The organism is Thalassospira sp. CH_XMU1420-2 (genome assembly GCF_037029325.1).
GTDB lineage: Bacteria > Pseudomonadota > Alphaproteobacteria > Rhodospirillales > Thalassospiraceae > Thalassospira > Thalassospira povalilytica.
The window spans coordinates 13,944-27,260 of sequence record NZ_JAYMEG010000006.1; the positions used below are offsets into that span (position 1 = coordinate 13,944).

General features: G+C 54.6%; 9 protein-coding genes. 2 read left to right on the forward strand and 7 right to left on the reverse strand.

Annotated elements, in window-relative coordinates:
- Window positions 1–40: 40 nt before the first annotated feature.
- The 5 genes from WA429_RS17025 to WA429_RS17045 form a co-directional block, all read right to left on the reverse strand.
- Window positions 41–1,438 (reverse strand): NAD(P)(+) transhydrogenase (Re/Si-specific) subunit beta, encoded by a 1,398-nt coding sequence (locus WA429_RS17025; RefSeq protein ID WP_068519681.1) that lies wholly within the window; start codon window positions 1,436–1,438, stop codon window positions 41–43.
- Window positions 1,439–1,450: 12 nt separating this feature from the next.
- On the reverse strand, window positions 1,451–1,882 hold the full coding sequence (locus WA429_RS17030) for an NAD(P) transhydrogenase subunit alpha (RefSeq protein WP_068519680.1): 432 nt from the start codon (window positions 1,880–1,882) through the stop codon (window positions 1,451–1,453).
- A complete protein-coding gene (locus tag WA429_RS17035) occupies window positions 1,875–3,038 on the reverse strand; it encodes a Re/Si-specific NAD(P)(+) transhydrogenase subunit alpha (protein ID WP_287466302.1) in 1,164 nt (387 codons plus the stop codon). Before WA429_RS17035 ends, WA429_RS17030 begins: the two co-directional genes overlap by 8 nt.
- Window positions 3,039–3,754: 716 nt before the next feature.
- A complete protein-coding gene (locus WA429_RS17040) occupies window positions 3,755–5,134 on the reverse strand; it encodes an ABC1 kinase family protein (RefSeq protein ID WP_250282596.1) in 1,380 nt (459 codons plus the stop codon).
- 1 nt (window position 5,135) lies between these two features.
- On the reverse strand, window positions 5,136–6,911 hold the full coding sequence (locus WA429_RS17045; protein ID WP_287466301.1) for a M3 family oligoendopeptidase: 1,776 nt from the start codon (window positions 6,909–6,911) through the stop codon (window positions 5,136–5,138).
- Between the two features lie 478 nt (window positions 6,912–7,389).
- Here WA429_RS17045 and WA429_RS17050 point away from each other — a divergent pair, with 478 nt between their 5' ends.
- Window positions 7,390–9,210, forward strand: a complete 1,821-nt coding sequence (locus tag WA429_RS17050) for an AMP-dependent synthetase/ligase (RefSeq protein WP_250282594.1) — start codon at window positions 7,390–7,392, stop codon at window positions 9,208–9,210.
- An 8-nt stretch (window positions 9,211–9,218) separates the two neighbouring features.
- A complete protein-coding gene (locus WA429_RS17055; RefSeq protein WP_287466300.1) occupies window positions 9,219–9,644 on the forward strand; it encodes an ATP-binding protein in 426 nt (141 codons plus the stop codon).
- A gap of 44 nt (window positions 9,645–9,688) precedes the next feature.
- On the opposite strand, the gene WA429_RS17060 is transcribed toward WA429_RS17055, so the two are convergent.
- Together WA429_RS17060 and clpB are read right to left on the reverse strand one after the other, a co-directional pair.
- On the reverse strand, window positions 9,689–10,492 hold the full coding sequence (locus tag WA429_RS17060; RefSeq protein WP_287466299.1) for a DUF4197 domain-containing protein: 804 nt from the start codon (window positions 10,490–10,492) through the stop codon (window positions 9,689–9,691).
- A gap of 143 nt (window positions 10,493–10,635) precedes the next feature.
- Entirely contained in the window at window positions 10,636–13,227 is a 2,592-nt protein-coding gene (gene clpB / locus WA429_RS17065; protein WP_287466298.1) for an ATP-dependent chaperone ClpB, read from the reverse strand.
- Between the last annotated feature and the right edge of the window lie 90 nt (window positions 13,228–13,317).

Here is a 13,317-nt window from a genome sequence, read left to right on the forward strand (position 1 = left end):
CAAACGGTCGCCCTTTGAGCATCAGTATGCTGGACCTCGATCAGTTATCAAGATGCATGACGATTTCTTCACACATCTTTTTGGCGTCACCAAACAGCATCATGGTGTTGTCCTTGAAGAACAGTTCGTTCTGGATGCCAGCGTAACCGGCTGACATGCCGCGTTTGACGAACAGGACCGTTTTGGCCTTTTCGACTTCAAGGATCGGCATGCCAAAGATCGGGCTGGCCGGATCGGTTTTGGCGGCCGGGTTGGTGATGTCGTTGGCCCCGATGACAAAGGCAACGTCGGCGGAACCGAAATCACGGTTGATTTCTTCCATTTCCAGAACGTCGTCATAGGGAACGCTGGCCTCGGCCAGAAGCACGTTCATGTGACCGGGCATACGTCCTGCGACCGGATGGATGGCGTAGCGGACATTGACACCCTCGGCCTTGAGGATATCGGCCATTTCACGCAATGCGTGCTGTGCCTGTGCCACGGCCATGCCATAGCCCGGAACGATGATCACGTTTGATGCATTCTTCATGATGAAGGCCGCATCATCGGCCGATCCGGATTTGACCGCACGATCGCCATCACCGCCACCAGCAGCGGCAGCTTCACCTTCGGCACCAAAGCCGCCAAAGATGACGTTGAAGATCGAACGGTTCATGCCCTTGCACATGATGTAGGACAGGATCGCCCCCGACGCACCGACCAGCGCACCGGTAATGATCAGCGCGTTGTTTTGCAGGGTAAAGCCGATGCCACATGCTGCCCAGCCGGAATAGGAGTTCAGCATGGAAACAACGACCGGCATGTCCGCCCCGCCAATCGGAATGATCAGCGTGATCCCCAGAACAAGCGCCAGCGCAACCAGGATCCAGAAGGCCGTATGGCTTTCGGTTGCAACAAGGATGATGGCAAAGACAACAATGCCGATCCCGATGCACAGGTTCAGCATATGCTGCCCCGGGAAGCGCACCGGCGTCCCCGAAACAATGCCCTGCAACTTGCCAAAGGCGACAAGCGATCCGGTAAAGGTAATCGCACCGATGGCAACGCCAAGCCCCATTTCAATCAGGCTGGCCGCACCGATATTGCCCGCCGTTCCGATACCATAGGCACCGGGCGAATACAGGGCCGCACCGGCAACAAACACCGCTGCCAGACCGACAAGCGAATGGAAGGCCGCGACAAGCTGTGGCAAGGCGGTCATCTGGATTTTAAGGGCGATCACCGTACCGATCGCACCGCCAATCAGGATGCCGACAATGATGGTGGTATAAGACAGCACCGCCGGGGAGGCCAGCGTGGTAAAGATGGCAATTGCCATACCCACCATGCCAAGGATGTTCCCGGTCCGGGCCGATTCAGGTGACGAAAGTCCGCGCAACGACAGGATGAAGCAGACCGAGGCCACCAGATACAGGAAAGCCGAAAGGTTTTCCGACATTGTGTGTTCCCCCTACTTCTTTTTCTTGAACATATGCAGCATGCGCTGGGCGACGATAAAGCCGCCAAAGATGTTGACCGATGCCAACACCACCGCGATGAAGCCCATCATCTTGGAGAAGTTCATCTCCACCGGGCCTGCTGCAAGAAGTGCACCGACAATAATCACCGACGAAATGGCGTTGGTAACCGCCATCAGGGGTGAATGAAGGGCCGGGGTGACTTTCCACACCACGTAATAGCCGACAAAACAGGCCAGTACGAACACGGTCAGACCAAGAACCGTCGGGCTGACGCCCGTTCCCTGGACTGCGACCGTGGCGGTGTTTGCTGCGTCGGTTGCGCCACTTGCCAGACTGTCGGCAAGCTTCGCGGCCTTTTCTGCCAGACCAAGGGCGGCATCACGCAGTTCATTTGCATTCTGGGCTACGGATTGATCAGCCATTTGCGACCTCCTCCCCGCCGAATTTCGGATGGACGACCTTTCCGTCGTGGGTGAGCCTGGTTTCGGAGATAATCTGGTCTTCGCCGTCAAACACCAGTGCGCCCTTGTCCTTGTCAACAGAAAGGGTAATGAAGTTCAAAAGGTTCTTGGCATACATCGCGGTTGCATCGGTCGCGACCGAGCTTGTGATATTTGCCGGACCGATCAGCTTGACGCCATTTTCGGTCAGAACCGTTTCGCCAAGCTTCACACCGGCAACGTTGCCACCGCGTTCCGCGGCCAGATCAATGATCACCGAACCCGGTTTCATGCCGGCAACCATGTCGGCTGTGACAATTTCCGGGGCCGGACGGCCGGGAATAAGCGCGGTCGTAATGACGATGTCGGTCTTGGCCAGAACTTCCTTGAGCTTCTCGGCCTGCTTTTTCTTGTAGTCGTCCGACATTTCCTTGGCATAGCCGCCAGAGGTTTCTGCATCCGATGCGTTGTCGTCTTCGACTTCGATAAAGGTACCGCCAAGCGACTGGACCTGTTCCTTGACCGCCGGGCGCACGTCAAATGCCGACACAACGGCACCAAGGCGCTTGGCCGTTGCAATGGCCTGAAGGCCGGCAACACCGGCCCCGACCACGACAACACGGGCGGGCGGCAAGGTGCCGGCAGCCGTCATCATCATCGGATAGATCCGGCCAAACTCATGGGCGGCATCAAGAACCGCGCGATATCCGGCAAGGTTGGATTGCGACGACAGAACGTCCATCGACTGGGCACGCGAAATACGCGGCATCAGTTCCATGGAATAGCCATCAACCCCGGCCTTGGCCATCGCATCGATCAGGTCTTTGCGGTCATAGGGCTCAAGCAGGGCAACAACAGCAGCCCCCTTTTTATAAGCCGTCAATTCGTTGGTTTTGCCATCAATGACAGGTGGGCGAACCTTGAAGATGACATCGGCATCCTTCACGGTCGTTTTCATTGTCTTGGCAATGGTTGCACCGGCATCGACAAAGCGATCATCCGGTATGGCGGCGTCAATTCCGGCACCAGCCTCAATTGCGACGTCGAACCCCAGAGCCTTCAGCTTCTTGACGGTCTCTGGTGTGACGGCAACGCGCTTCTCTCCGGGCCATATTTCCTTTGGAACGGCCAGTTTCATCGCGTTAGACCTCCTTCCCTAATGTAATGGTAAGCACGGTAATTCTTGTTGTTATTGCGAAGTAACCGGTTTCAGAATGTCATCACGCATTCTGTTTTGATCCGGCTACCGGCACCCTTGCCCGGAAAGAAAAAAGGCGGTTCTTCCAGCTAACGCAGAAGAAACCGCCCACTTTCCCACCACGCATTCCGAGGCATAAAGCCTTGGTGACATGTCAGGTCCCACCCGCCATTGGTGCTCAGGACAAACAATCAATGACGCCCCGCCATGTCTGCGTTGAAAGCAAGATGCGATTTCCCACCAACAACCACAATATCAAAAACCTATAAAAAATCAGTTTAACTGAATTTCGATTAACAACGATGAAATTCCATTGTGTGCGGATTTTCGCACATTTTATTTCCGTAACGGAACAGGTCTTGATCCGCACCATCACACAATAGACCGTTGATTTACAGCAGTTTCCCCTATTTTCACCCCACGCAGAAAGTGAACATTATCTTACAAACAAACGCGCAAGTCTGCATCAAATGCCTGACTGGCATTGATCTGGAAACGCTTGAATTATGAAAAAGTTCGTAAAAAAACTTATCGTTCGCGTGAGAAACGGCAGTGTTTTTTGTCTCGAATGCGATCAAACATCGATCTGTTTGGCGAAAATCAGCCCCGATTCCGCGACCTCGAACCACGAATCGTTATGACTTATAAGCCACTTATCAATCTTCCGGGCGTTCCAGCCCGATCAGATCAAGGGCCTTTTTCTGACGGGATTCGAGTTCAGAGACATCAAAATCGCCCACCAGATCATGGAACAGACGATACCAGTTCACATGCGCATCAAGGCGCAGGAACACAGCCCCCAGCCCGACAGCGGCACGATCGACCAGCACGAATTCACGTGGCGGCTTGACCCCGCCGACGCGGCGCAATTCCTGATGGACCTTGGCGGCGACTTCGGCGCCATAGGCAACCGAATTGGTTTCGCCCATTTTGCGTTCGCGGTCATCAAGGATCGGGCCATAAACAAAGCTGGCCCAGATGTTAAGCACATCAATCAGTTCGCGTGACGGCGCCTCAAAGCCCCAGCTTTCATAGGCGGAAACGGCCTTTTCCTCGTCCTCGTCACGAAGGGCTTCATAAAGCGTGATCACCGCCTTGACGAAATCGGGTTTGAAGATACGGATGCAGCCAAAATCCAGAAGATTGACCGACAGGTCATCACGCAATGTGTAATTGCCCAAATGCGGGTCACCATGAATGACGCCATAACGGTAAAATGGCACATACCAGGCCCGAAACATGTTAAGCGCCACCTGATTGCGCGCATCCTGGTCGGGATTGCTATCAAGGAACTTCTGGAACTTCTGCCCGTTTTGCCAGGTCATGGTCAAAAGCCGCCCGGTGGTCAGCCCGTCCACCGGTTCGGGAACATGCACGGTATTTTCACCGGCCAACATGTGACCATAAAGGCGCATATGTTTGGCTTCGCGGGCGTAATCAAGCTCTTCGCGCAGGCGTGCCGTCAGTTCGTTCTGGATATTTTCGGCATCGATCGCACTGTCATAGCGCTTATAGATCGCAAAGGCGGCGCGAAGCTGCTTAAGATCGGCCTCAACCGTTGCCGACATGTCGGGATATTGCAGCTTGCAGGCCACTTCGCGCCCGTCGGGCAGGGTTGCCTTATGCACTTGTCCAAGCGATGCTGCGGCCACCGCATCGTGGCTGAATTCAGTGAAATTTGATTGCCATCCCGCCCCCAATTCACTGCGCATCCGGCGTTTGACAAACAGCCAGCCCATGCTGGGCGCATCGGCCTGAAGCTGTGCCAGGGCCTGGGTATATTCCTTGGGCAGGGCATCGGGGATGGTTGAAAGGATCTGGGCCACTTTCATAAGCGGGCCTTTCAACCCGCCCAAGGCCGAGGTCAGTTCGGCAGCATATTTGGCATGATCAATTTCACCACCGAACACCTTTCCGGTGGCAAGGCGTGCGGCCAGTTTCCCGGCCGACGCCCCCACCCTTGCATAACGACGAACCCGCCCGCCAAACCTGTTTTCTTCGGAAGGTGGGGTAAAATCATCGTCGTCTGCATTCATGTCAGGAAAGCTCCTCCAGCTCGTCGATCATGCGTTTGATCATGTTCAGACCCCGTTGCCAGAAGGCCGGGTCGGATGCATCAAGACCGAACGGTGCCAGAAGTTCCTTGTGATGTTTGGTGCCACCGGCTTTCAGCATATCAAGATATTTCTGCTGGAAGCCGTCTTCGGCGTGTTCGTAAACATCATAAAGCGAGTTCACAAGGCAATCGCCAAAGGCATAGGCATACACATAGAACGGCGAATGGATGAAGTGCGGAATATAGGACCAGTAATATTTGTACTCGTCCTCATACCGGATGGCATCGCCCAGACTTTCGTGTTGTACGGCAAGCCAGATCTCGCAGATCTCATCAACGGTCAATTCACCTTCGCGGCGCTTGTCATGGACGCGTTTTTCGAACTCGAAGAACGCGATCTGACGCACGACGGTGTTGAGCATATCCTCAACCTTGCCGGCCAGCATGATGCGTTTCATCTTCGGATCGGTTTCCGAGCGCAGCATCGACTGGAAAGTCAGCATTTCGCCAAATACCGATGCTGTTTCCGCAAGGGTCAGCGGCGTATCAGACAGGAAATAGCCATGTTCACCGGCCAGAACCTGATGCACACCATGGCCCAGTTCATGGGCAAGGGTCATCACATCACGCGTTTTGCCGTGATAGTTCAGCAGCAAATAGGGATGGGCTGACGGTACGGTCGGATGGGCAAAGGCACCCGATGATTTACCGGCACGCGGCGGCACATCGATCCATGGATTATCAAAGAATTTCTGCCCAACCGCGGCCAGTTCCGGTGAAAATTCACCATAAGCCTTAAGCACGGTCGACCGTGCGGTTTCCCAATCGATCTGACGGTCATCGTCATCAGGAAGCGGCGCGTTACGGTCCCAGTAATCAAGCTGATCGACACCGAACCATTTTGCCTTCAGGCGATAATAACGGTGCGACAGATCGGCATGGCTGTTTTTAACGGCGGTATTAAGCGCATCAACCACTTCGTCTTCGACCTGGTTGGACAGGTTGCGCGATGATACCGGGGTGGCAAATTTGCGCAGGCGATCATCAATCTCCTTGTCCTTGGCAAGGGTGTTGGTGATATGCGCCAGAAGCTTGATATTCTTGCCCAGAACATCGCCAATTGCCTTGGCAGCCTTTTTGCGATCTTCCACCTTGGTCGAGGACAGCATGTTTGATGCGTCCGACATGGTCAGCTCATTGCCATCAATCGGGAAGCGCAGATCAGCCATGGTCTGATCAAACAGGCGCACCCAGGCGCTTGATCCGGCGACACGGCGTTCATGAAGAACCTGTTCGACTTCGTCAGACAGTTGGTGCGGGCGGAAGGCCCGGTTTTCATTCAGCCACGGGCGATACCGGCGCAGATCGGCACTTTCGGCATATTTCGCTTCAAGCGCATCATCTTCGATCCGGTTCAGCTCAAGCCCGAAGAACAGCGACAGGCTTGAAATCGCCGTCATTTCTTCCTGAACGGACTGATAGAACTGACCAATTGCGGGATCGGCACTGTCACCGGCATAAAGCAGCTGTGCAAAGGAGCCGATTTTACCGCAAATCTCGCTGATGGCTTCATATTCGGCAATCGCACCTGCCAGTTCGTCGCCCGACAGATCGTTCAATTTGCCCTGATAGCTTTTTTGGAACGCCTGACTGCGATTTTTTGCATCATCAAGATCGCGCCGGATAGCGGGGTCTTTTGGATCGTTATAGAGATCCGTCAGATCCCAGGTCGGCAAATTCTTGTTGATCGCGTTCATTTGTCCTCCAGACTAATCTCTTGCTTTCGCCCCGTTCTGCGCCGTCATGATCCGCATGCCGCGCAGTCACATCCCGATACCGATATATAGCTGCTTGATGCCATATCACCAGCCCTGAATGCGGATCGATTTCCGGGCGATCCAACCGATCATATCGTTACCGTCGATCCGAACAACAGCAAACCGTCATAAAGATGGCCCGACAATGTGTTCAGATCACGTCATCGTCGGCACGATTGCGTGAAAAATTTCCCGAAAATTCAATGTTCTTTGTGAAAAGCATTCCGGCAGACGCAAATTTCGTCATTTTCAGGCTGCCAAACGATGCAATCCCTGATAACAAAATTGTCTTGGAACGTTCATTTAAATTGGTCCAGCTTGCATCTTGCGCGATCTGAACGATTTGAAGAGAACAACCAGTTCAGGGCAACCCGAAGATTGCCGACCACGGGAAAAGATAACAAGGCAAGGAAATGTCATGACGAGCTTGCAGGATTATGCCGACTGGCAAAACTTGCCCTCGATGTTTTTCGCACAGGCCAAGAAATATGGTGACGCACCGTTTCTTTGGACCAAAAACAGCGAAACCAATGAATTTGTCCCCACCACCTGGCTTGAGGCGGCCGATCAGGTCCGCGCCCTTGCCCGTGCGCTTTATGATATCGGTGTGCGTCCGGGGGACCGGGTTTTGCTGGTGTCGGAAAACCGCACGGAATGGGGGATTGCCGATCTTGCCATCATGTGCGTGGGCGCAATGACTGTCCCGGCCTATACCACCAATACCGAACGCGATCATTTGCACGCGATCGAAGACAGTGGTGCGGCCGTTGCCATCATATCGACCAAGAAACTCGCCCAGCCCTTCCTGCATGCCGCCCTTGATAGCGGGCGCTGCCGTCATGCCATCATGATGGAAGAATGGGGACAGAGCTTTGTTGGCGATATCACCATTTCACGGTGGGATGACCTGATTGCCAAGGGCCGCGGTCTTGCGCATGATATCGACAGCTGGGTCAACGGGATCAAGCGCGATGATCTGGCCTGCCTGATCTATACGTCAGGGACCGGCGGTTCGCCCAAGGGTGTGATGCTTGCCCACGGGGCAATCCTGTCGAACTGCATGGGGGCGTTCGACATCATTGATACCCTTGGCATCGAAGATGAAATCTTCCTGTCATTCCTGCCGCTGTCGCATTCCTACGAACATACAGCCGGGCTTTATTTCCCGATGAGTATCGGCGCGCAGATCTATTACGCCGAAAGCCTTGATAAGCTTGCGGCCAATCTTGCCGAAGTCCGCCCGACCATCATGACCGCGGTGCCGCGTCTTTATGAGATGCTTTATCAGCGCATGAGCCGCATGGTCGAAAAAGAAGGCGGCATCAAACAGAAGCTGTTTGAACTGACACTCCGCCTTGGGCGCAAGAATTACGAAAAGCAGCGCCTGACATTTGTGGAAAAGCTTCAGAACCTTGCATGTGAATTGCTGTTGCGGCGCAAGTTGCGCCAACGTTTCGGTGGCCGCATCAAGGCCATGGTATCGGGCGGCGGGCCGCTGAACTATGAACTGGGTGTTCTGTTTGTATCGTGCGGTATCCGCATTTTGCAGGGATATGGCCAGACCGAATTCGCCCCGGTTGTTTCGTGTAACCGTGCCGAAAACAACAAACTGCGCACCGTTGGTCCGCCCATGGTCGGCGCAGAGGTACAGATTGCCCCGGATGGCGAAATCCTTCTGCGCGGCGAAAGCATGATGAAAGGCTACTGGAACCTGCCCGATGTGACGGCAGCAACCATTGTTGATGGCTGGCTTCATACCGGCGATATCGGCATGTTTGACGAAGAAGGCAGCCTGATCATCACCGATCGCAAAAAGGACATCATCGTCAATTCCGGCGGGGACAATATTTCACCCCAGCGGATCGAAGGTCTGATGACGCTTGAAACCGAAATCTCGCAGGCCATGGTATATGGCGATGCCTTGCCCTATCTGGTGGCGGTTGTCTGGCCGGAAGAAGACTTCATGCGCGAATTCGCCCGCGACAATTCGATTGAAAACAATATCGATGTGCTGGCGAAAAACGAAGATTTCCGCAAAGCCATCCGTGACGCCATTGATCGCGTCAACAAACGCCTGTCGACGATTGAAAAGGTCCGCAGCTTCATGTTTGCCGAAGCTCCGTTCAGCATCGATAACGAAATGCTGACGCCGTCGATGAAAATCCGTCGCCATAAAATCCGCGAGGCTTATGGCAAACAGCTTGATGGCCTTTATCAGCGCAAGCGCAAAGGCCAGTAACTGTCAAAATGCCTGGCGTCAAAGACGGAAAGCTTCAAACACTAACCCTGATCCGGGGTCTTCCCGGATCAGGGAAATCAACATTGGCCGTGCATCTGGCATCGGCAACCGGCGCGCTACATCTGGAAGCCGACATGTTCATGGTCGACCGTCAGGGCTTCTATGAATTTGACATCCGCCGGCTTCGTCACACCCACGCCAAATGCGAAGCCAAATGTCGCGAGGCCCTGACAGATGGCAGGAATGTCATCGTCTCCAACACCTTTACCCGGTTCTGGGAAATGAAGGCCTATATCGACATGGCCGAACAGCTTGATATCAAACTTCTGATCGTCGAATGCCACGGCAAATTCGGCAGCATCCATCAGGTTCCCGACGAAACCCTTGCCGACATGCGTGACCGCTGGGAAGACCTTCCCGAACAATACCGCTGATCAAAGCCGGTCGTTTCGCATCCACGGCCCCGGCTCCAAGGCCCCTATTGCGCGGCCGAGAAAACCTTTTTGAGGATATCTGTCGTCCAGCGGGTCGGATCGGAACGAATGTCTGCTTCCTGAAGCGCGATGTAATGGAACAGACCGTCCATTGCCTTTTCCGTCGCATGATCGGTCAGTGACGCCTTGAGATCGGGGACGAACGGCAATGTGTCATATTGCCCGACCATCTGATCATAAAGCGACAGGGCACCGGTATCTGCCAGCGCATCGGTAATAACCGGGCGCAAGCGCCCTTCGATGTCGGATCCGGCAACACGACGCAGATAACTGGTTGCAGCGTCATCCGGCCCTTCAAGGATGCCCTTGGCATCGGCAACCGTCATCTGTTTGACCGCATTGACCAGGATATCACCCGCATCGCTCATGGTTTGTTCGGCCGCCCGGTTCATGCGCAGCTCGATCTCGTCGGCATAGCTGCCAAGCCCGGCGGCACTCAAAAGTTTCTGGGCCGATTTGACACTTTCAGGAAGCGGGATATGGGCCACCGGGTCGGCATTGAAGCCATCGGTCGCGCCAAGCTGACTGGTAACAAGATCAACCCCCATATCAAGCGCCTGTTTAAGGCCCTGCTCCACCGTATCCGACGACAGGGCCGAAACCGCCGCACTCGTGGCATCTGACGAACTGCCTGATCCCGATGAATTCAACGCATCGCCAAGCGTTTGCTTTGCCTTGTCAAAAAAGGATTGCGCCACAGATGGCTGGGACATCCCGGTTGAAAGAACAAGCGCACCAAGTGCGATCGCGCCAAGGCGCTGCATGGATGAAGACGGTTTTGACTGCATGTGATGTCCCGGTCATTTACGTGGTTGTGTGTTGTCTGATCTGTCTATCTTATCGCAAACCGATAGTGCCGGGTAATCATGACCCGAAAAAGACAAAACCCCGGACATATGCCGGGGTTTTGCATTTGTAATGTCAGGCGGGGTTATTCAACCACCTCGACCTTTTTGCCATTCAGCAAAAGATCGCTTCCTTCGGTCGAGACCGGCACGGTATCGCCATCCTTGATCGCGCCTTCAAGGATCTGCATCGCCAGCGGGTTTTGCAGATAACGCTGAATGACGCGTTTAAGCGGGCGCGCACCGTAAATCGGGTCATACCCTTTTTCTGCCAGCCAATCCTTGGCAGCATCATCAAGCTTGAGATCGATCTTGCGATCAAACAGCAGCTTCTCAAGACGGCCAAGCTGGATTTCAACGATCTTGCCCATCTGTTCGCGGGCCAGACGATGGAACAGGATGGTTTCATCCAGACGGTTGAGGAATTCCGGACGGAACGATGCCCGGACAATTTCCATGACCTGATTGCGGACTTCGCCGCTGTCATGACCCGGTTGCTGGTTGGCAAGAATTTCACCGCCCAGGTTCGAGGTCAGAATGATCAGCGTATTGCGGAAATCGACAACCCGGCCCTGCCCGTCGGTCAGACGACCTTCGTCAAGAACCTGAAGCAGGACGTTGAACACATCGGGATGTGCCTTTTCGACTTCGTCAAACAGCACCACCTGATACGGACGCCGCCGTACCGCTTCGGTCAGGGAACCGCCTTCTTCGTAACCGACATAGCCCGGGGGCGCACCGATCAGACGCGCGACGGCATGTTTTTCCATGAATTCGGACATATCAATCCGCACCATGGCCTGTTCATCATCAAACAGAAACTGTGCCAGCGCCTTGGTCAGTTCGGTTTTACCAACCCCGGTGGGGCCAAGGAACAGGAACGAACCAATCGGTCGGTTTGGATCCTGAAGCCCGGCACGGGCACGGCGCACCGCGTTCGATATCGACCGCACGGCGTCATCCTGACCAACAACCCGCTTGCGCAACGTGTCTTCCATTTCCAGAAGTTTTTCACGTTCACCTTCAAGCATCTTGTCCACCGGAATACCGGTCCAGCGCGATACCACCGATGCGATATGCTTTTCGGTTACCGCTTCTTCCTTGATGCCGCGCGACGGGTCGTTTTCGGCTTTTTCAAGCAATGCCATCAGGGCCGGGATTTCTTCGTATTGAAGCTGTCCGGCACGGTCGAGTTTGCCATCACGCATTGCACGTTCAAGTTCACCGCGCGCCTGGTCAAGCTGTTCCTTGATATGGGTTGATGCCGCCAGTTCTTTTTTCTGGGCTTCCCATTTCGCGGTCAGTTCGGCCGACTTGCCTTCCAGTTCGGCCAGTTCCTTTTCCAGACGGCCAAGACGATCCTGTGACGCGCTGTCCTGTTCTTTTTTCAGGGCCTCGCGTTCGATCTTGAGCTGAATGATACGGCGATCAAGCTCGTCGATTTCCTCGGGCTTGGAATCAAGTTCCATCCGAAGACGTGATGATGCCTCATCCATCAGATCGATCGCCTTGTCGGGCAGGAAACGATCCGTGATATAGCGGTTCGAAAGCGTTGCGGCGGCCACCAGTGCGGTATCGGCAATCCGGACCCCGTGATGGAGTTCGTATTTGTCCTTGATGCCGCGCAGGATCGATACCGTGTCGGCAACCGATGGTTCGGATACAAAGACCGGCTGGAAACGCCGGGCCAGTGCAGCATCCTTTTCGATATGCTGACGATATTCGTCCAACGTGGTCGCACCAACGCAGTGCAGCTCACCGCGCGCCAGTGCCGGCTTCAGAAGGTTGGATGCATCCATCGAACCTTCTGCCTTGCCCGCCCCGACAAGGGTGTGCAGCTCGTCAATGAACAGAATGATCTGACCGGCTTCTGATTCAATTTCGCTCAAGACCGCTTTGAGGCGTTCCTCGAACTCGCCGCGGAACTTGGCACCGGCAATCAATGCCCCAAGATCAAGCGACAGAAGTTTCTTGTCCTTGAGCGTTTCGGGCACGTCACCCTTGACGATGCGCAATGCCAGACCTTCGGCAATCGCGGTTTTACCGACACCGGGTTCACCGATCATTACCGGGTTGTTTTTGGTCCGGCGCGACAGGACTTGAACGGCACGACGGATTTCCTCGTCACGGCCAATGACCGGATCAAGTTTGCCTTCGCGCGCCGCCTCGGTCAGGTCACGGGCATATTTCTTAAGGGCATCATACTGATTTTCCGCGCCCGCACTGTCTGCCGTGCGGCCCTTGCGGATGTCATTGATCGCCCCGTTAAGGCCCTGTGCGGTTACACCGGCATCCGCCAGAACCTTGCCCGCGGTCGATTTCGGATCAAGTGCGATGGTCAGCAACAGCCGTTCAGCCGTGACATAGCTGTCACCAGCCTTTTTGGCGACTTCCTGTGCCTGATCAATCAGACGGGCAAATTCCGACGAAAGGTAAATCTGACCATTGCCGCCGGAAACCTTTGGCAATTTTGCCAGTTCCTGCGCACAGCGTTCCTGGGCAAGTTTCGGCTTGCCGCCTGCTGCCTTGATCAGATTGGCTGCCAGACCTTCTTCGTCATCCAGCAGCACTTTCAGAAGATGGATCGGTACAAATTGCTGGTGGTTTTCACGCAGCGCAAGCGATTGCGCAGACTGCAGAAATCCTTTGGACCGGTCCGTAAACTTTTCGAATTCCATTCCTGCCACTCCTTGAGTCAACAGTATCCATACGATGTGGACCTTCTTTGAAGCATCCACGGCCTTGGCGTCATTGCCGAATTCTAAAAT

Bases quoted from the DNA above. Each gene is read 5' to 3' on its own strand.
- WA429_RS17025 (WP_068519681.1), bottom strand. From the start codon at position 1,438: ATGTCGGAAAACCTTTCGGCTTTCCTGTATCTGGTGGCCTCGGTCTGC.
- WA429_RS17045 (WP_287466301.1), bottom strand. From the start codon at position 6,911: ATGAACGCGATCAACAAGAATTTGCCGACCTGGGATCTGACGGATCTC.
- WA429_RS17040 (WP_250282596.1), bottom strand. From the start codon at position 5,134: ATGAATGCAGACGACGATGATTTTACCCCACCTTCCGAAGAAAACAGG.
- WA429_RS17060 (WP_287466299.1), bottom strand. From the start codon at position 10,492: ATGCAGTCAAAACCGTCTTCATCCATGCAGCGCCTTGGCGCGATCGCA.
- WA429_RS17055 (WP_287466300.1), top strand. From the start codon at position 9,219: ATGCCTGGCGTCAAAGACGGAAAGCTTCAAACACTAACCCTGATCCGG.
- WA429_RS17030 (WP_068519680.1), bottom strand. From the start codon at position 1,882: ATGGCTGATCAATCCGTAGCCCAGAATGCAAATGAACTGCGTGATGCC.
- WA429_RS17035 (WP_287466302.1), bottom strand. From the start codon at position 3,038: ATGAAACTGGCCGTTCCAAAGGAAATATGGCCCGGAGAGAAGCGCGTT.
- clpB (WP_287466298.1), bottom strand. From the start codon at position 13,227: ATGGAATTCGAAAAGTTTACGGACCGGTCCAAAGGATTTCTGCAGTCT.
- WA429_RS17050 (WP_250282594.1), top strand. From the start codon at position 7,390: ATGACGAGCTTGCAGGATTATGCCGACTGGCAAAACTTGCCCTCGATG.